This is a genomic window from Rhodococcus sp. P4_E4 (assembly GCF_056401575.1).
Map to the genome: position 1 here is coordinate 116488 of NZ_JBFUJB010000007.1, position 18220 is coordinate 134707.

At 59.1% G+C, this 18220-nt stretch carries 16 protein-coding genes; 6 read left to right on the forward strand and 10 right to left on the reverse strand.

Translation table 11 applies throughout. The features are described 5' to 3' along the window. Positions 1-16 precede the first annotated feature (16 nt). The 3 genes from AC1DVN_RS11050 to AC1DVN_RS11060 form a co-directional block, all read right to left on the reverse strand. On the reverse strand, positions 17-613 hold the full coding sequence (locus AC1DVN_RS11050) for a 3-hydroxyacyl-CoA dehydrogenase (RefSeq protein ID WP_477845948.1): 597 nt from the start codon (positions 611-613) through the stop codon (positions 17-19). A 16-nt stretch (positions 614-629) separates the two neighbouring features. Further along, a complete protein-coding gene (locus tag AC1DVN_RS11055) occupies positions 630-866 on the reverse strand; it encodes a LapA family protein (RefSeq protein ID WP_358344411.1) in 237 nt (78 codons plus the stop codon). Between the two features lie 127 nt (positions 867-993). After that, complete coding sequence (locus tag AC1DVN_RS11060; protein WP_477845947.1) at positions 994-1635, reverse strand: hypothetical protein; 642 nt, start codon at positions 1633-1635, stop codon at positions 994-996. 169 nt (positions 1636-1804) lie between these two features. Between AC1DVN_RS11060 and AC1DVN_RS11065 the strand changes: the two genes are divergently transcribed. The 4 genes from AC1DVN_RS11065 to gad all read left to right on the forward strand — a co-directional run bounded on the left by AC1DVN_RS11065 (position 1805) and on the right by gad (position 7413). Next, a complete protein-coding gene (locus tag AC1DVN_RS11065) occupies positions 1805-3085 on the forward strand; it encodes a metal-dependent hydrolase family protein (protein WP_477845946.1) in 1281 nt (426 codons plus the stop codon). A 138-nt stretch (positions 3086-3223) separates the two neighbouring features. After that, positions 3224-3961, forward strand: a complete 738-nt coding sequence (locus AC1DVN_RS11070; protein WP_477845945.1) for an ATP-binding cassette domain-containing protein — start codon at positions 3224-3226, stop codon at positions 3959-3961. Positions 3962-3964: 3 nt separating this feature from the next. Beyond that, complete coding sequence (locus tag AC1DVN_RS11075; protein ID WP_477845944.1) at positions 3965-5950, forward strand: YhgE/Pip family protein; 1986 nt, start codon at positions 3965-3967, stop codon at positions 5948-5950. A gap of 83 nt (positions 5951-6033) precedes the next feature. Next, complete coding sequence (gad, locus tag AC1DVN_RS11080) at positions 6034-7413, forward strand: glutamate decarboxylase (protein ID WP_477993795.1); 1380 nt, start codon at positions 6034-6036, stop codon at positions 7411-7413. A gap of 408 nt (positions 7414-7821) precedes the next feature. Here the strand turns inward: gad and AC1DVN_RS11085 are convergent, their stop codons facing one another. Beyond that, positions 7822-8757, reverse strand: a complete 936-nt coding sequence (locus tag AC1DVN_RS11085; protein ID WP_477845942.1) for an FUSC family protein — start codon at positions 8755-8757, stop codon at positions 7822-7824. A 464-nt stretch (positions 8758-9221) separates the two neighbouring features. Further along, positions 9222-9542 (reverse strand): hypothetical protein, encoded by a 321-nt coding sequence (locus AC1DVN_RS11090; RefSeq protein ID WP_477845941.1) that lies wholly within the window; start codon positions 9540-9542, stop codon positions 9222-9224. 776 nt (positions 9543-10318) lie between these two features. Between AC1DVN_RS11090 and AC1DVN_RS11095 the strand changes: the two genes are divergently transcribed. Continuing rightward, the gene (locus AC1DVN_RS11095) at positions 10319-11353 is read left to right on the forward strand and encodes an AurF N-oxygenase family protein (RefSeq protein WP_477845940.1); all 1035 of its coding nucleotides are present in this window, start codon (positions 10319-10321) and stop codon (positions 11351-11353) included. Between the two features lie 287 nt (positions 11354-11640). Further along, entirely contained in the window at positions 11641-12177 is a 537-nt protein-coding gene (locus AC1DVN_RS11100) for an ASCH domain-containing protein (RefSeq protein WP_477845939.1), read from the forward strand. A 181-nt stretch (positions 12178-12358) separates the two neighbouring features. On the opposite strand, the gene AC1DVN_RS11105 is transcribed toward AC1DVN_RS11100, so the two are convergent. From AC1DVN_RS11105 to AC1DVN_RS11125, 5 genes are all read right to left on the reverse strand, one after another. Beyond that, positions 12359-12499 (reverse strand): hypothetical protein, encoded by a 141-nt coding sequence (locus tag AC1DVN_RS11105; protein ID WP_477845938.1) that lies wholly within the window; start codon positions 12497-12499, stop codon positions 12359-12361. 638 nt (positions 12500-13137) lie between these two features. Beyond that, complete coding sequence (locus AC1DVN_RS11110) at positions 13138-13698, reverse strand: hypothetical protein (protein WP_477845937.1); 561 nt, start codon at positions 13696-13698, stop codon at positions 13138-13140. Positions 13699-13942: 244 nt separating this feature from the next. Continuing rightward, positions 13943-15286: a D-serine ammonia-lyase gene (locus AC1DVN_RS11115; protein WP_378666302.1), complete on the reverse strand. Its 1344-nt coding sequence runs from the start codon at positions 15284-15286 to the stop codon at positions 13943-13945. 79 nt (positions 15287-15365) lie between these two features. Further along, positions 15366-16856, reverse strand: coding sequence for a M81 family metallopeptidase (locus AC1DVN_RS11120; RefSeq protein ID WP_428690397.1), 1491 nt, complete (start codon positions 16854-16856; stop codon positions 15366-15368). A 21-nt stretch (positions 16857-16877) separates the two neighbouring features. Continuing rightward, on the reverse strand, positions 16878-18182 hold the full coding sequence (locus AC1DVN_RS11125; protein WP_378666298.1) for an MFS transporter: 1305 nt from the start codon (positions 18180-18182) through the stop codon (positions 16878-16880). Between the last annotated feature and the right edge of the window lie 38 nt (positions 18183-18220).

Here is an 18220-nt window from a genome sequence, read left to right on the forward strand (position 1 = left end):
CGCAAGTGCGTGCGATTCAGCGACGCCGTGAGCCAAGACGTTGTGCGGGGCAGAAGCTGATGGTGTCGTAGATCTGGAAACGGGCGCAGCGGGGCATCGGTGGCGATCTTTCACATTGGTCCACGTCAACGGGGTCCGCATATTCGCCGGCCGCTAGTGCGGCCGACGCATTGGGGAACGGCACGAGCAACGAGTTCAGGATGCGCCCACCCTTTTCCTTGTGCAGCTTGATCACAACCATTCCGATGACACTGGCGAAATCGACCACAACGGCGATGACTGCCGTATCGGTCTCTGCGGTTCCCCCAAACTTCGACAGAATTGAATCGCCACACCTGATTGGCGAAGTGTGATGCCAGACAAGATCGACATCGGCGCCGAAAACTGCTGTGAATAGGACACTTTCGGCGGCGGAGGCTGAACTGTCAGTAGCCCCGGCAACGTCGCATTTGTACTCCTCGGAAAACTCCGTACCCCGTCCACGTGCAGCGTCAACCGCCACCACGCTGATACCGGAGGCCGGGCGGTCGAACCCTTTGACCGCTCTCTGGAATGCGATCTGCGATCCCCAAACACCTGTACAGAGGACTGTGACCTTCAGGATTGCGATCATTGTTCATCCTCGATGTTCAGGTGATGGTTTTCGTGCGCCGGGTGGTCAACAAGCCAGCAATCCAGCCGAGGAAGAGGATCACGACGAGGGTGAGCCAGAGTGGGGACTGCACAGATACCCAGAACAGTTGGATCGTGGTCGCGGCGCGGTTCTGGAGGATGAAGATCAGCGCCACCACCACCAACAAGGAAGCGAGGAGATTACGGGAGGTGAGCAGCGATCGTGCGGATGTACTCCGGGTTTCCGAACTCATGGAAAGCGCCCCACTTCATGTCGAGTGATACGGATCGAAGCTCTTGATCGAGGAGATGCCGGAGGATAAGGCGGCAATCCTCTCCGTCTTACCGAATTTCTCAATATTGAGCGCGAGGCCTGGCGCGCTAGACTGCTTCTGCCATGGAATGCGCCGGTCGGCTGCTTTTTCCGAGGAATACTGCGGATGCCAGCAGGAAGAACACCGCACCGACAAAGGTTCCGATGTTAGCCATGTTCGGATCCAATGTGTTCCCGTCTCGCAAGACGAACGATCCGATCGCAGAGACTCCGAATGCGATGGATCCCAAGGTATTCAGCCACACGCTTTGCCATTCCTTCGATTGCGGCGCCCAGTAGGTTCCTTCCCTCAGCAGGATGAGGACGGCCAGTCCGCTCGAGACGAGGAAGGCTATCGAGCCCTCCGCGTTCGGATTCCAGACCAAGTGCATCTCGCCTCGTAGCGTCAGCGCGTGCAGCGCAGCCCCGGTGCTGACGTTGAACAAGATCGTCCCGAGTAACTGCACAGCCGCAGAGAGCCAGACCGCCCGGATCGCGGGGCGGCCAGAGTCGGTGGTGGTTGCTGGCCCGGCCAGCACCAACTGAACGAACGCCGCGCAGGTAAAGAACCAGGAGCCCGCGAAGAAGAAGCTGTTGGCGAGTGCGGCACCGAAGAAGACCGACAGGAAGGGTGCCGACCCAAGCGCGAAGAGTGCGGATCCGATCACGAATCCCCACGACTGCATTCGAATGGTCGGGTGAATCAGCATGCGCTGCAGCGTACTTGGCTTCCGTACAAAAATCCTCCAATCGGGACCTTGATCATCAGGCACTGATTTCGATCCGCCCGCGGCGGGTACGCAGCAACAAGTTCAAACCATCTGATTGTTTTTTACTTTACCGAAGCATGACTCCACTTTGGGTGCTAATGTCCGATTTATGACAGCCACTCCTCCAGCTGGAAATCGTTTGCTGTTTCGCAATGTCCGTGTTTTCGACGGCACCTCCTCGACCCTTGTTGCCGGGGACGTCCTGATCGACGGCTCCACGATTGCCGCAGTGTCAGAGTCTCCAGTTGGTGATGACCCAAGTCGCGAGACCACCGTCATCGACGGCGGCAACCGAATCTTGATGCCAGGCATGAGCGATGCCCACGTGCATCTGGTCGGCAACGCCAACTCCTACCTCGACATGGTGACAGGCAGTGAAGCGCACATCGCACTCAACGGCCTCGCCGAAGCAAAGAACATGCTGCACCGCGGGTTCACCACGGTCCGGGACATGGCCGGCGACACCAGCAGCATCAAATCGGTCATCGATCGAGGACTGTTCGAGGGACCACGCATCTACCCTTCCCAGGCCGCCATCTCCCAAACCAGCGGACACGGCGACTTCAGCTTCGTCTACGAATGCCCCACCGCTTTGGGCGGCAACCAGTCTCGCGCCGAACAGATCGGTTTCATGCGCGTCGCAGACGGTCCGGAGCGGGTGCTCGCTGCGGTTCGCGAACAACTCAAAAAGGGCGCATCCCAGATCAAGATGATGGTCGGCGGCGGCGCTGCATCGATGTACGACCCGCTCTACACGGTTCAGTTCACCGATCCCGAACTTCGTGCGGCAGTGCACGCGGCCACCGACTACGGCACCTACGTCGCCACACACGTCTACAACGTCACCGGCATTCGCCGCGCCATCGAAGCCGGCGTGAAATCCATCGAGCACGGTCATCTCGCCGACGAGGCAACGATCGCTCTGATGGCCGAGAAAGACATCTGGCTTTCGATGCAGCCCTTCGCACTGGGAGATCACCACTATCCGGATCCCGGCCGCGCGGAAAAAGATCGCGAAATCTGCACCGGCACAGATGATGTGTACAGCTGGGCACGCAAGCACGGTGTCAAAACAGCGTGGGGTACGGATCTTTTGCTCGAGCCGCAGCTTGCGCCGCGGCAGAGCGAAATGGCGGCGCGACTCGGCGATCACTACAGCAATGTCGACGCCCTTCGGATGCTCACCTCCGGGAATGCCGAGCTTTTCCGGCTCGCAGGCGAACGCGACCCCTACCGACAGGCACCATTCGGAGTAATCGCCGAGGGCGCGTGGGCGGATGTACTTCTCGTCGACGGCAATCCGCTCGAGGACCTGAGCCTGCTCGCCGATCCGAACAAGAGCCTGACGGTCATTGTCAAGAACGGGCAGGTCGTAAAAAACATTCTGTGACACATCTCGTCGCCATCTCTCGTCGAGGCGCGATACCAACGCGAGACGATCCCGCTGCGGTCGGATTCCGCAACGGGACTGTCTCGCAAAGGCGTAGGGATCGTGCCGCCGTGCAGCATTTAGGGCTGGAGGCCTCAGTTGGTTGAAACTGGTTTCGAGAATTGGGAAGCACCGACAGAACCCGCTGAGGGGACCTTGATCTCGGCCCGGGGCATCGAAGTGCATGGGCCCTGGGGACACGTGTTCGGTCCGCTCGATTTGGACATCAACGCCGGTGGTGTGACGGTGCTAGCCGGCCAAGCCGGAGCGGCGCGAACCGCCTTGCTGATGGCACTGTGCGGACGAATGCGATTGTCCGCAGGGACATTAGCGGTACACGGCTACGACAATCCGAGCCGGATACTGGCCATCTCGGCGATCGCATGTCTGAACGAGCTCGACGAAGTCCGGCCCTCTGTCACCGTGCGTGACATGGTGACCGAACAACTGCGATGGGATTCCCCGTGGTACAAATTCGTTCCCCGCGTGAGCGAGACAGAAGTCGCAGACATGTGTGCGAAAACGTTTGGTGACGTCGACTTACCACCGCTCAACGCCTTCGTCGACGACCTCCCGGAAATCCAGCAAATGTTGTTGCGGATCGCTGTCGCGAACACCAAACGCCCACCGCTATTGGTGGTGGGACGCGTCGACAAGCTCGCCGACGACTTCGAAAGAGCCGTTTTGCTGCAACGGCTTGTCGCACTCGGCGAGCACCAGTCGGTGATCACCGCAGACGTCAACACACTCCCACCAGATACCGGCGTCAACGCAGTAGTGAACATGCACGGACTGCTCGGGGCCGGCGATATCGGCGTCATGACCGAAGGAAAGTAACTGATGCTCGCAGGTATATCTCTGGGCAGTGATGTCAAACGCTACTCCCGCGGCACCCTGCCACGAATCGCGATCGTCACCATCATCTTGTTGCCGTTGCTCTACGGCGCCATGTACTTGTGGGCTTTCTGGAACCCGTTCGGCGAGGTGAACAAGATCCCCGCAGCGATTGTCAATAACGATTCGGGGCGAACGTCAACAGGCCAACAAGTCGATGCCGGCGATCAGGTCGTCAAGTCGCTCATCGCCTCCGGACAACTTGATTTGGCGGAGGTCTCGGATCAAGAAGCCCAAGCCGGACTCTCGAGCGGCAAGTACTATTTCACGATCACCTTGCCGGAGAACTTCAGCGACGCTGTCGAGTCACCCAACGGCGACACCCCCGAGAAGGCCGATCTCACCTTCACCTTCAACGACGCCAATAATTATCTAGCCACCATCATCGGGCAGGACGCGTCCGAGCAGGTCATCAATCAGGTCAACTCGACCATCGGCGCCCAAGGCGTCGGCCAAGTCCTGACGGGTCTGCAGACCGCCGGTTCGGGCCTGGGCCAGGCTGCCGACGGAGCGAAGACCCTCGCGGCCGGTATCGACACAGCCAAAGGCGGGGCCGATCAACTCAGCTCCGGCGCAAACGAACTCGCCACCAACATGGTCACCGCACGCGACGGTTCAGCGCAGCTCGCAGCCGGCGCCGGGCAACTCGCCACGGCGATCGACGGCGTCGCCGACCCATTGCTCAATGCCCTCGACTCCGGCAACGTACCCAACCTCGGAGCCCAAGCAGCGCAACTACGGCAATCACTGACTGCGCTCGGAGATCGCCTCCCACAACCGCCACAAGCTACCGTCTCCCCGGCAATCCAGCGAGTGCTCGACCTTCTCGGACCCAGCACCGACCCACTCGCACAACAGGCCGTTGCAGCCCTCACACCTCTCGCGGCAGCACAACCCCAAAGTGACACTGCCGCACTACAAGCGGAAATCAATCAACTCAGCAACGATGCACGAGCACTCGAATACCAGTTGACGGATCCATCCAGCCCACTCCAATCAGGACTCCTACTGCTGCAAAACGGCGGACTCGCCTCCGACGTTCGACAACTACGCGACGGCGCCGACCAGCTCAGTTCCGGAGCCACGACGTTGAACTCCGGACTGATCCAGTTGACCGACGGCAGCAACCAGCTCGCGAGCGGAGCCGATCAGTTAGCTTCGGGAATGGTGGAACTGCAATCAGGCTCGGGCGAACTAGCAGACGCACTCGCAAAAGGCGCTGGACAAGTACCCAGCTGGACCGACGAGCAACGCACCGCCACCGCAGACACTCTGTCCACTCCAGTCGCACTCAAACAGGACTACACGAACGAGGCGCCCACGTTCGGTACCGGATTCGCGCCGTTCTTCCTCTCCTTGGCCCTTTTCGTCGGCTGCATCATCACCTGGATGTTGTTGACCCCGTTACAATCCCGTGCAATTGTAAGCAATCTCGGCCTCTATCGAACAGTTCTTGCGTCGTACTGGCCGGCGCTGCTCATCGGCATCCTCCAAGTGATCACGATGTACGCCGTAGTACACATCGGAGTAGGCCTGGACGTCAAACACGTTCCCGGAACGATCCTGTTCCTCATGCTGGTCTCGGCAACCTACCTGGCGATGATCCAGATGTTCAATGCTCTCTTCGGAGTCGCAGTCGGCAGAGTGGTGACCTTGGCCTTCCTGATGCTGCAACTTGTCTCCGCCGGTGGCATCTATCCAGTGCCCACTACAGCGACACCATTCCAATACATCCATCCCTTCGACCCGATGACGTATACCGTCAACGGACTGCGCCAACTCATCACCGCCGAACACGTCGATTCGCGACTCTGGACAGCCATCGCCGTTCTTTCCGGCATTCTGCTCGTCTCGATGACTATCAGCGCACTCTCGGTTCGCCGCAATCGCCGATACACCATGGAACGCTTGTACCCGTCAATCGAAGTGTAATCACTGCGATACAACAACATCCGACTTGATACTCGACTGTCCAACTGATCCGCAACCGCTCGTTCGACTATTGGAGGAGAAAGATGTCAGATATTTTCGCAGCTCCCGCCGAAACCCTCGCACCGGCGTACACGGGACGGCTCGGTACTGATCCGATTCCAGCTCTCAGAATGCCCAAGGCCGAGTCGGATCCTGAAGCGGCGTATCGATTCATCCACGACGAGCTGATGCTCGACGGCAGTTCCCGACTGAACCTGGCGACCTTCGTCACCACCTGGATGGATCCTCAGGCCGACAAGCTGATGGCCGAAACGTTCGACAAGAACATGATCGACAAAGACGAGTATCCCGCGACAGCGGAGATCGAAACTCGTTGCGTCAACATGGTTGCCGACCTCTTCCACGCAGAGGGCTTGACCTCTGACCCTGCGTCCGCGACGGGGGTTTCGACGGTAGGGTCCTCCGAAGCTGTGATGCTCGGCGGCCTCGCACTCAAATGGCGCTGGCGCCAGCGCCGCGAACAAGAAGGTAAAGACACCACGAAGCCCAACCTCATCCTCGGCAGCAACGTCCAGGTCGTCTGGGAAAAGTTCTGCCGCTACTTCGACGTCGAACCGAAATACCTCCCCATGGAAAAGGGCCGCTACGTCATCACTCCCGAACAGGTCCGTGACGCCGTCGACGAGAACACCATCGGCGTGGTCGCGATCCTGGGCACGACATTCACCGGCGAGCTCGAACCCGTCGCCGAGATCGCCGAAGCCCTCGACGAGATCGCCGCAAACGGTGGTCCAGACGTCCCCCTCCACGTCGACGCTGCCAGTGGAGGTTTCGTCGTCCCGTTCCTGCACCCCGAGCTGATGTGGGACTTCAAGGTTCCGCGTGTGGTCTCGATCAACGTCAGTGGCCACAAGTACGGCATGACCTACCCGGGCATTGGTTTCGTCGTCTGGCGCTCGAAAGAACACCTACCGGAAGACTTGGTGTTCCGGGTCAACTACCTGGGCGGCGACATGCCGACCTTCACCCTCAACTTCTCTCGATCTGGCAACCAGGTCGTCGGGCAGTACTACAACTTCATCCGCCTCGGCGTCGCTGGGTACACCCAAATCATGGAATCGCTGCGCGACACCGCGCTTATGCTCTCCGCCGCAATCTCCAAGATCGACAACATGGCGATCATCACCGACGGCACCGCTATACCGGTCTTGTCTTTCGAAGTCGTCGACGACCCAGGCTTCACTGTCTTCGACATCTCCCACGAACTCCGGGCACGCGGATTCCAAGTGCCCGCCTACACCATGCCCGCCGACGCCGAAGATGTCGCCGTCCTGCGTATCGTGCTACGAGAAGGTTTCAGCCAAGATCTCGCATACAAACTCGCCACCGCCATCAACGAGGTCGTCGAACAACTGCGCAAGAGCAACGCCGAGCGACCCCAAAGGACTGCCTTCGCCCACTGACCGCTGTTGCGGGGAATCCACGACACCGCTTCCCCGCAACAGCGTCCACTCCAGTCCCAACTGCACTTCGGACCAGGAGTGAAAAATTTTCCCGATAGCCCGCCTCTAGATTTCACCAAAGCGGGACCGTGCCTGAACTTTCACCACTGCCAGATGGTGGAGCTCGTTCCTTTTTTCAATATGCGCTCTATCGCATCGAAAAGCAGGGATCCGATCTTCCCGGGGTGATCCACAATCGCCGGTAACGCGCTAGCCTGTTGCTACTAAGGCCACGTGCGTAGAAGTCGATACACTCAGGAGTGCACTACGCCAATTGGCACATAGATTTGATGGTTTCAGTCCGCATATGAGTGATGATCAATCAGTCGCCCTGCGCCGACCCTCAAGATGCTCCCAATTCACGGACTATCAATCATTTTCAACAGGCCTCAATGCCATTGCAGATATTTTCAGCACCAATACCGTTGCCGCCGCAGCAAGCAGCGTAAACCCTGCCCTTTCGACATACCCGTGCATTACCGTCTCCGGAGTGAACGATAAGCACATCAGCACAGCGGTGAGAAGAAAAGCGAAAACCCAATACGGCGCCTTCAGATACGCGATTCCACTGAGAACTGCCACGAACACCCCAATCGCCGTAGTGACAGAATTGATGCCAATGACACTGACCAACAATGCGGCAGCAAACCCACCGGCCACAGTTCCCAACACGCGATGGAAGGTTCTTCTGCTGGTTCCAGCGACACCAGGCTGAAGTACTACGAGGATCGTCAGTACCACCCACCACGCGTGACCCCCTGGTAACCAGAGCTTGGCCGCGAGAGTCCCGAAGAAAACCAGACCGACCAAAACGATCGTGAACCGGCGTAGATCCTCATCAGCGGGTTGTTCATGGGCATTGTGTGGGAGGTCACCCAGAAGCAGAATGCCCATCAGTACAACCCATACACCTCCGACAAGCACGAAACCCGTCACCACCGCTGCCGAAGCAAACGAGTTCGGTGCCAAATCGGTCACGCGTGCCCCAGGAGCAGCGATTGCTGCCAAAGCGGCTTGGCTTGCTATGTACGTCGCAGCCCCTTCCCATCCCTTGGTGTACGACCATGCAACGCCTACACATATCGCGGCAACGAACACGGCCGAGATCCAGGCGGACCCACTAACTACAAGGCCGAAGAACACCGAAACCGGAGTCAGTACCGCGGTTACCGCTGCGACCCGCACCCCGCGTTCAAGGGCCACCAAAGCCGGAAGAAGTCCAAGGTAGATAAACGGCGCGTAGGAACTCCACGCACTCAGATAAAGGGAAATCATCGGGACGAAACACAGGAGCAGACCCGACACCCATCGCACCATCGACCCACGGTTCGTGCTAATACTCTTTATGCCCATGAACTGTGCCGATCTTCGAGATGCCGCAGATACGGCACTTGCGAGCAAGCATTCCAGATGCCGACAAAAATCTCTAGAAGAACCAACGACTTGAACCTGACATGAGCGGCCGAATCGCCAAATCACCAATACCGGGAATCTTACCCGAAGGAGTCGAACGGTACGTTAACAACATACCGGCACCAATCGTGATCCGTACGGTCCAGCCCTCCCGTCTTTGGTGGCATCGCTTTGCGGCATCGTCTGGTAGGTCAGTATTCGCACTGCTTTCTCTTCGGTTGATGCGCTCGACCCGGATCTCGCGAACGACACACCGGAATGGCACACGATGAATTGATCGCAGACATCGGTCACGATGGCCACGTAGAAGCAAAGTGCTCGCCGGGCCCTTTCCGTGCATTCAGTAGTTGCCAGGCCTAGGTCGCGGACGTTTCGGTGACAGCGATCCGCGACTGCGCTAGCGAGGTGGCAGAAGTTGATCCAGAAAGAACCTTGGCACCGGTAAGCGACAACGCTCGATTAGCCCGACGCAACTCACGTAACGCGACCAAAGGTTGCTCCGAAGCAGAAACTCCCTCCGACTCCAGTACGCCTACAGCCCAACGCGTTCCGGCTCGGACCGCTTCATGCTCGGTCCCGCCGAACACGTCGGCCAGATTCTTCCTGCCACCCACAGGACGGCGCGCCGCGACAGCAACACCCACCACCAAAGCCAGTGCCGTATAGAGCGCGATCACACCATGAAGGCTACCGCCCATCTACCGGGAGCGCCTGACGCAAACTCCGCTCTTGCAGACTCGGCGCGGAACAAGTCTCAGCCGGCCGACGGCACTTCGGTGATGGCGTCGGCGGTCACGAGCATGTCGATCTCGACGCTGTTGGTTCCGTCGCCATCGGTGACGCGCACAGTTACCCCTGCCAGAGCCATTGGTCGTCGTGCATTTTCGCCCATAATTTCAATTCAGATAGCAACTTCCGTCGAAACTGGTTGTTACACAGTCACTTAAGAAAGAGAACTGACACAACTTGAAAGTTACCGGTGAGATATTTCCACTGTTACCGATCGCCATCCGAGCAACAAACCACGGGCCATCGGATCCCCGTCGCATGACGAAAGACGTGCGGGCCGATCCACATGATCAACTGTCTGCGCCGCCTCGGATATCGTCGCGGTGCAGGGACGCGAGTTCGGCGAGGTGAGTTCCGACCCGATCAAGCGGGACACCGACCGTGACGAGATCGCGAGAACCTCGTCCTGCACCTATCCCACCGTATAGGTCGGCAGATGCACACAACGGCCTAACGTCGACCACGTCCAGCGCCGTCGTCTCGACGGCAGGACCCACACCACCATCAAACGCCGAGAGCCGCGTGCATGGTGCGATATTGAGCGTCCCTTTCGCCCTTCCGGACTTACCCGTGGACGTGCAGACTCATACAGTTACTGTGGACGCTTAGTCACACTTAGTTTACTGTGGGCACATCTGAGATAGATGCCACAAAGGAGCCCGAAATGCAGTTCCTAACACTTCGTCGCACGCGGCGTAACGCGCCATCTGTCCGGTTAACTCCGGGGCGCAATACCGTCAACGAACGCCGCGATTACCACGACACTCTGCGCACACTGTCCGAGGCATCCTCGACAGGGCTCCACTTCGAGGCGTTCAAAGACATCGCCTGGAATTCGCCCGAGTTCGCCGCCCCCGCGGACGACCCGAGATGGACACTCCCCGCGGTCGACCCCTTGTCCCACACCGACTGGTACCGCGCGCTCTCACCCCAGGAACAACGACGAGTTGCCCGGATTCGGCTCGCATCTATAACAAAGACCGGCTCCCAGTTCGAGCAACTGCTCCTTCTCGGCGGTACCCAGTTCTTGATGAGCCTGGCGAACGAGAACCCCGAATTTCGCTACTTCATGCACGAACTCACCGAAGAGACACACCACATCCAGATGTTTCAGGAGTTCACCAACCGGGTGGCTCCGGAGGTACACGGTGCCCCAACGTGGCTTGTCAAGGCCTTCCCCCTGGTCGGTTCGCTGGGATCGCTGTGGCCCAGTTTCTTCTTTCAGATCATCCTCGCTGGAGAGGAGCCGATCGACCACATCCAGAAGAGCATCATGCGCGGCGGTGGCATTCACCCGCTCACCGACCGCATCATGCAGATCCATCTCGCCGAGGAAGCACGTCACATCGGATTCGCCCATGCATGGTTGCGCCATCACGCTCCGCGCATGAGCCGATTCAACCGCCTCGCACTCGGCCTCACCACGCCGGTAGTCATGCGCATAGGGTTTTGGGCCATCGTCGTCCCGAGCCGGCAGGACGCGACGTTGCTGGGTATCCCCCGCAATGTTCTGCGCGAGACCTACTCGATGCGCAACCCCGATTTCCGGCGACTCCTTGCGGAGTCCTGCGCAGACGTCCGGAGTCTCGCCGACGCCAACGGAATGCGCACGCGGCTCACCCTCTGGTCCTGGCGGCTTACCGGAACCGACGGCCGGCTGTCGCGTTACCGCAACGAGCCGTCGAGGGCCACAGCCTGACGATCTTCAACCCGCGACGCAACTGCCCCTCTCCCACTTCGACAGACAGCTGCGTTACCCGCTCACCGCGGTCGAGGGAATGGCGCACAGATATCAGCGCGCCAACCACAGGCCCACACCCGAATCGCCCATCAAATTGTAGGAAGCGCATCGATCGAGGCCGAACCGGCGACATCAGTGCCAGATGACAACCAAATCCGCACGTTGATGAGCGGCTTCCGCTCTCGTGCTCGACGCTCGAGCCCTCGCGCCTGAAGTACTCCGAGGTTCAGAAGGGCGCTTATGGCGTGACGTTGCAGACGGAGGAGGATTCCCTCCGCTCCACCGACGAGTCCCTGCGCGGCGATGCCTGCCGGGAAAGCCGGCCGACCCTGCGGGAGGTCGTGAAGGCCACGCTTTCGGCCGCCGCCATCGAGAGTGGGACCGCCTGGGTGCTGGCCGTGCTAGTGGACAATGAGAACATGACGACCGGCGCTCCTGCTCAAACCGTGCACTTTCATCAGAAGCATTACACGGCAGTGGTTTCTGGCGCGAAAGTTTCCATCGTCCGCTGGCGCGAGGACACACACGAAGGGCCGGCAATTTTCATCTTCGATCATCACCCGACCGCCCGCCCCCTTGCAGGACAAGTCACCGCTGTAGAAACATACGATCTCGCTCACCTGTCGCCGCTAGCAGCTCACCAGCCACCCGGCACCGACATGACGAATTTCGCAAAACAACTCCGGGCCAACTACTACCCCGATATGCCTGAAGACGCTGCTGTCCAGGTAGTCGTCATAACGACTGGTCACCACAGGGATTCGTCACTGCCCGCGACGTAGTGCGACCGAACTCAGCCGTCGAAAACCTCTGTTGCATTTCCGTGTGCGTCGAGGTCTGCGCTGCCGGCGGCGATCCACTGACCGGAGTCGGCGCGGGGTGCGGCTTTGAGGAGCCGATGAGGTCGTTGCGGCCTATTCTGGCTGAGTTGATCGGTTCAGGCGCACTGACACTCGCCCGGGGTCAGCGTTGTCGTGGATCCTCTGCGACAGGGCCGCCTTCGTTTTCCCACCGCTCCAGTGCGCGTTTTTCCTGCTTGGCGGTGGTGTCTTTGCGTGACCCGAGTGATTTTACGGACTTGAGTAGTTCTGTGAGTCGGCCCATGACCGGACCATACTCGACTTTCCGGCGATGCTGACCCAGGGTGGAACGTGACGGCCTCGATGTCCAGACGCGGGCCGAAGTCCATGTCGTCGACCGAAATGTCGTCAAACCACTTCGATCCCCAAGATCGCCGCATTCCTCCTGAATGTCGCCGGAAGAATCGCTATTCTCAACCAATTCATTCGCGACTCGCGCGAGAAAAAAATGGCGCAAGCATCGCCCGAACGGGCACGAGTAACCCGACGACTCATGCGCCGACATCGCGGCCTATCTGCCTGATCGCAACGGCCCGAGATGGTGGGGAACCCGGCCTCAACGCGATGACGGGGCGGGCACACACACGGCCTCACCGAAGGTAGCTCGTCCGAATTCTCGACAACAATTGGTCCACCATTCCCCGTATCCACAACACTGTACCGACGACCGCACGGACACATAGATGTCGAACAAACTATTCGCGCGGGGCGTTGGCGCAGCTCGATATGAGATGAGTCGGGCCGTGTCTCGGGTCGGACTCATGTACGACAAACTCTGTCCGTGCACATGTCAGGGAATTTCCGGAAAAACGAATAAGTCAGGCCTAGCCCCTCGATGCTGCACTCGTGACTCGGCCGGCGGATACGCGGGTCACGGCCCGGTCAACGCGGTGGATCGAGGGCGGGGCCTCCCGACGATGCGGCACGTCCTGATTCGCAGGCATTGCTCTGCCCTGGAGCGGGAGTGGTGCCGATTCCCGGAGCGAGTGGAGATTCGATCTCGGAGACCTTCCACGCGCCGTCCACCGGTTTCATTGTGAATGTCAGCACGTTCGCTGCCCCGTTCTCGGTGCCTGTTCCCGTTTCGTCTCCGGCGTCTTTCCACGTGGTTGTTTGGTCGAACACGACTAGGACTTGTGTGGAACTGTCGTCCGAGGAAACGACTCCGGTCGAGAGGAGTGATCCGGTCGACGTCAGTTGCAGTGTTTTGATGGTGTCCTTCAATGTTGTTTCCGAGCAACCGATCTGGTCGCGAGCGTTGCCCGTGGTTGCATCTTGCATTTGAGAGAAGTAGGTGTCGATGCTCTCGGGGCTGTAATTCGCGAGGAGTGCGGCGTATTGCTTCGCGGCGGCCACCGCCTCGCCGTCAGCGCTGTCTCCGTCATCTGAGAGGTTACGTCCGGCAACAAATCCGAACAACGTTCGCCAGAACCGACACGCCATATAAACAAGCTCGGGTGGAAGCGTCCGGAAAGACGCTGAAGTGGTGACCGGGGACTTCCGGTCGGGCCCCGCGTGCCAAAGCGTCAACTCGCCTCCGCCCCTATGTGTTAAGGACGGAGCGAGTCTTCGTCACCCACAGGTTTTGCGGAAACCGTTCGAAAAGCTTGTTAGTGCGCCCGCATGGCACACGTCATCAGGGCTCACAATCGACCGAGGGCAGTTTCACGTCCTCATTCCGGGTTGTTCAGTCGGACAGGGCCCGGCCTCTGGAAATGTATGTCTCCATTTCTATGTCCGGGACCATTCCACCGCCAGTGGCCCAGGCGATATGCGTAGCGTTGCGGAATCGTTCTGGGCTCAAAAGCTGACAACTCACGCCTTGTCGAAGGTCGCGAGCGAGTCGGAAGGCACCGGGGAGGCTCGCTGCGGCGGACGGTTCGATCTTCAACTGCTCGGTGTCATGGAGCATGGAAACCATTCGGAAGAGTTCGTTGTCGTCGACTGTGTACACCCCGGTCAAGAGATGTTCCATTCGTCGTCCGACGAGTCCGGACGGGCGCCCTACCGCCAAACCGTCGGCAGCAGTGAGATTGTCGATACCGAAGTCCTGGACACTGACCATCTCGTGCATACCCGTGTACATGCCGAGCAGCATGGCGGGTGAGTGGGTGGGTTCGGCAAAGATGCAATGCACGTTGTCCCCGAAGATGGTCTTGAGACCAAAGGCGACGCCTCCTGGTCCGCCTCCGACACCGCAAGGGAGGTAAACGACAAGTGGGTGCGCATCATCGACCCGGATGTCCAACGCTTGCAGTTGCCCTGCAAGACGACGCGCGGCGACCGCGTATCCGAGAAAGAGCGTTTCGGAGTTCTCGTCGTCGATGAAATATGTGAAGGAATCTCCTTCCGCTTCACTACGTCCTGCTGCGACAGCGACCGAATAGTCAGCCTCGTGTTCGACTACTGTGACACCGTGGTCGCGAAGTTTGTCCTTCTTCCATTGTCGAGCATCGGACGACATATGTACGGTCACGTGGAACCCGAGGGCAGCGCTCATCACCCCGATCGAAAGACCGAGATTTCCGGTGGAACCGACTGCGATGGTGTGCTTTGCGAAGAGTTGCTTCGCTGAAGAACCCGAAAGCACGCGATAGTCGTCATCGAGCTTCAGAACCCCGGCATCAAGCGCGATGGCTTCGGCATGGGCAAGCACCTCGTAGATACCACCACGAGCTTTGATGGAGCCACTGATAGGCAATTCGCTGTCGAGTTTCAACCACAGCGAATCAATCGATTGTCCATACGAGTTGGTGAGCGCTTGTTGCATGGCTGGGATAGCGACGATCCGCGATTCGATGATCCCCCGCGAAGAACGTGTGTCAGGGAAAATCTCGGCAAGGAAGGGGGCGAACCGAAGTAACCTGTCCGCTGCATCGTCAACGTCAGCGGATGTGAGGGCGACGCCTGACAGCGCGGTACGGGATGTCGTCAGGTGCGGGTTCAGCCACAGCACTTCGGTCGTCCCCACCAGGCTGGGCAAAAGCGGGCACTGCTGATACCAGTCGTCGCGTGACTTTCCAAGTATCAATTTCGTCCTCCACGGATCTTCTCGGTACGGCTCTTGCATCGCGCAAGTTGTTGCAATGCGCTGCGATTGGGAGTGTCAATCAGTTGATTCCTTCGAACGCCGGCCCGAGCGCTGTGATGCGGATACCGCATCGAAGTCGACGCCAGGGGAGGTCTGCGGGCTCTGCGGTCATCGGGCCAGGAGCCCTCGCGTTCAGAACAGTTTCGGCGATCTGGTCGAAGTCAGCCCTGAAGTGTATTGCACTCTTGACAACGACTATTCGGAGTTTTTCCGGGTGAATTCCGATCATTCGAAGTTGTGCGCGATCCATTATTTGCGATTTGTGTGTGGTGACTCCGATCAAGATCCCGCGGTGGCGGAGTGAGGCGCTTGGGCCCGAGTCGATTTCGTTGCCGTTCATCATCGGCCCTTCGAATCGGCACTTACCGTCTGAGAGATACTCGACCACGAAGGTCGCTTCGAGCGGTCCGGTCTCCGGAATACCTGGGTGCCCTCCAAGTTGGAGGGTAATGCTTGCCCCGAGACCAGCGGAATGCGCTGCTGCGGCGGCGGCGGGATCACAGATCGATGCCACGGCGGCACCTTGTGCGTCCGCGCGTATCAGAGCAGAGAGCAGCCCGGTCGTTCTTGCATCCCCACCGGCACCCGGGTTGTCCTGCGGATCGGCGATGAGCACGGGCCGAGTTGCTCTGCTGGCCAACCGATCTGCTTCTGCGACTGCCTCCTCGGGAGTGAGGAAGGATACTTGAAACTCTGACTCCCGAGCAACGATGTGGGTGTAGAGCTCATCGACTGCGTCTTTCAGGTCGTCGGCGTCTGAGCCGTAGCCCCAGACCGTCGGGCCGCAGTCTGGGGTGTCGGCGGCCGGGAACCCGGGCGCGAACGAGAGGCATCGGTCAGCTCTGTCGAGAAGGGTGACCTCCTCGTAGATCGAGCGAGCGGGTTCGGCGAGTGTGTTGCCAGCGTTGACCGGGATCAGGAAGGGAATTTGGCGCCAGTACCGATGTAGCTGCCCGCCGCGGTAGAGGTGCGTCAGAAGCTGGGCTGCGCGGCGGCCCGTCTCAGCCATGTCCACATGTGGATACGTTCGAAATGCGACCATTCCGTCCGCATTGGCCATCATTGCTTCGCTGACATTGGCATGCAGATCCAAGCTGACGACGATGGGCACACTGCTTCCGACAATGGAGCGAAGCCGAGTCAGCAACTCACCTTCTCCGTCATCGTGATGCTCCGCCACCATCGCGCCATGCAGGTCAAGATAAACAGCGTCGGGTCGCGTCTTTTCCGCCGATTCCAGGATTTCACCAGCAATTCGGTCGTAGGCGCTGCGTGACACCGGCCCAGAGGGGCTCGCTGCAGCCCAAATCACCGGGATGATCGTTGCCGCGGTGTCGCGCATTTCCGCCAGAAAACCACCCATCGGAATATTGACGTCGACTAACTCGAATAACTCTTCATTGCGACGCAAAGCGGGGAATCCTTCCCCATTCAGGAAGTTCTCGTACTCCGCTGAGGTTCGGGAGAAAGTATTCGTTTCATGTTGAAATCCGGCTGTCATTATTCGCATCAGAATCTCTCTCAGAGGTCTTTATTTTGCCACTGGCATTCGGTTGACAGCGATTCCGATTCCTCCGAAGACAACGAGGACCGCCAAAGCTAGCAAACCGGCCGTGCTTTTGCCTGTGGCATCTCGGATGAAGCCGATGAGCGTCGGACTGAGAAACCCACCCAGGAGCCCGATACTGTTGATCAAGGCGATGCCACCAGCTGCAGCAGTGCCCGTGAGATAAGACGACGGGATTGACCAAAAGACGGCATACGCTCCCCAAATGCACGCGGTTGCGATGATCAGAGCCGGGAACGATACGGCGAGCGTGCCGGGAGTCAGTGCAGCGACGGCGAGGGCGAGCGCTCCGACCAATGCTGGCACAGCGCTGTGCCAGCGTCGCTCCCCGTGTCGATCCGAGCGCCGACTGAGCAGCACCATCATTACGATCGCAGCAAGATAGGGCAGCGAGGAGAGCCAGCCGATCGTTTGGGTGCTCTCGATACCACTGTCTTTCAATATTGTGGGGAGCCAGAAGCTAACGGCGTAGATGCCGCTGATCAAACAGAAGAAGCTTGCAGCGAGGGCAAAAATCCGGGGATCGCGCAGAACCTGCCCGAAGTTGTGATTGGAAGCTTGGGCACGTTGCCGACTGAGATCATCATGGATGAGTGCTTTTTCCACCGGGGAGAGCCACCTGGCTTCGGCTGGGGAATCTACGAGGTATTTCCACACCACCAGACCGAGCAGGACCGTGGGGATGCCCTCCAGCAGGAACATCCATTGCCACCCCGCAAGCCCGTACGTGCCGTCGAAGGTCGTGATTATCCACGTCGAAACCGGGCCTCCCACCATCGACCCAAGTGGCCCGGCCAGTAAATAGAGCGCCATCGGGGCTGCAAGACGGGCGGCGGGGAACCAGAAAGTTAGATAGAGGATAATTCCCGGGGCGAAACCGGCCTCGAACACACCGAGCATGAAACGCAATACGATAAAGCTTGTGGTATCGGTTACGAACATCATTGCTGCCGATGTCAGACCCCACAAAATCATAATGCGCACGATTGTTTTGCGCGTACCGATCTTGGTGAGAAGTAGATTGCTTGGTACTTCGAAGAGGACATAGCCCAGGAAGAAGATACCCGCGGCGAGTCCGTACACCGACTCGCTGATGCCGATGTCCTCCGACATTTGCAATTTCGCGAAGCCGATATTGACGCGATCCAGGTACGCGAAGGTGTAGCACAACAGCACCAACGGCAAAATTCGCCACGCGATCCGCCTGTACATCCGTTCCCTACCGTCGGCCCGCTGACCAGACACCGCTATGGGCTTGCTGACGTCCATTCGTTTCTCCGTTCTCACTCCCCCGAACGGACACAGTC

Excerpts from the sequence above, each read along its gene's own strand:
- AC1DVN_RS11050 (WP_477845948.1), bottom strand. The coding sequence starts at position 613 with ATGATCGCAATCCTGAAGGTCACAGTCCTCTGTACAGGTGTTTGGGGA.
- AC1DVN_RS11055 (WP_358344411.1), bottom strand. The coding sequence starts at position 866 with ATGAGTTCGGAAACCCGGAGTACATCCGCACGATCGCTGCTCACCTCC.
- AC1DVN_RS11060 (WP_477845947.1), bottom strand. The coding sequence starts at position 1,635 with ATGCTGATTCACCCGACCATTCGAATGCAGTCGTGGGGATTCGTGATC.
- AC1DVN_RS11065 (WP_477845946.1), top strand. The coding sequence starts at position 1,805 with ATGACAGCCACTCCTCCAGCTGGAAATCGTTTGCTGTTTCGCAATGTC.
- AC1DVN_RS11075 (WP_477845944.1), top strand. The coding sequence starts at position 3,965 with ATGCTCGCAGGTATATCTCTGGGCAGTGATGTCAAACGCTACTCCCGC.
- gad (WP_477993795.1), top strand. The coding sequence starts at position 6,034 with ATGTCAGATATTTTCGCAGCTCCCGCCGAAACCCTCGCACCGGCGTAC.
- AC1DVN_RS11095 (WP_477845940.1), top strand. The coding sequence starts at position 10,319 with ATGCAGTTCCTAACACTTCGTCGCACGCGGCGTAACGCGCCATCTGTC.
- AC1DVN_RS11105 (WP_477845938.1), bottom strand. The coding sequence starts at position 12,499 with ATGGGCCGACTCACAGAACTACTCAAGTCCGTAAAATCACTCGGGTCA.
- AC1DVN_RS11110 (WP_477845937.1), bottom strand. The coding sequence starts at position 13,698 with ATGGCGTGTCGGTTCTGGCGAACGTTGTTCGGATTTGTTGCCGGACGT.
- AC1DVN_RS11120 (WP_428690397.1), bottom strand. The coding sequence starts at position 16,856 with ATGCGAATAATGACAGCCGGATTTCAACATGAAACGAATACTTTCTCC.
- AC1DVN_RS11125 (WP_378666298.1), bottom strand. The coding sequence starts at position 18,182 with ATGGACGTCAGCAAGCCCATAGCGGTGTCTGGTCAGCGGGCCGACGGT.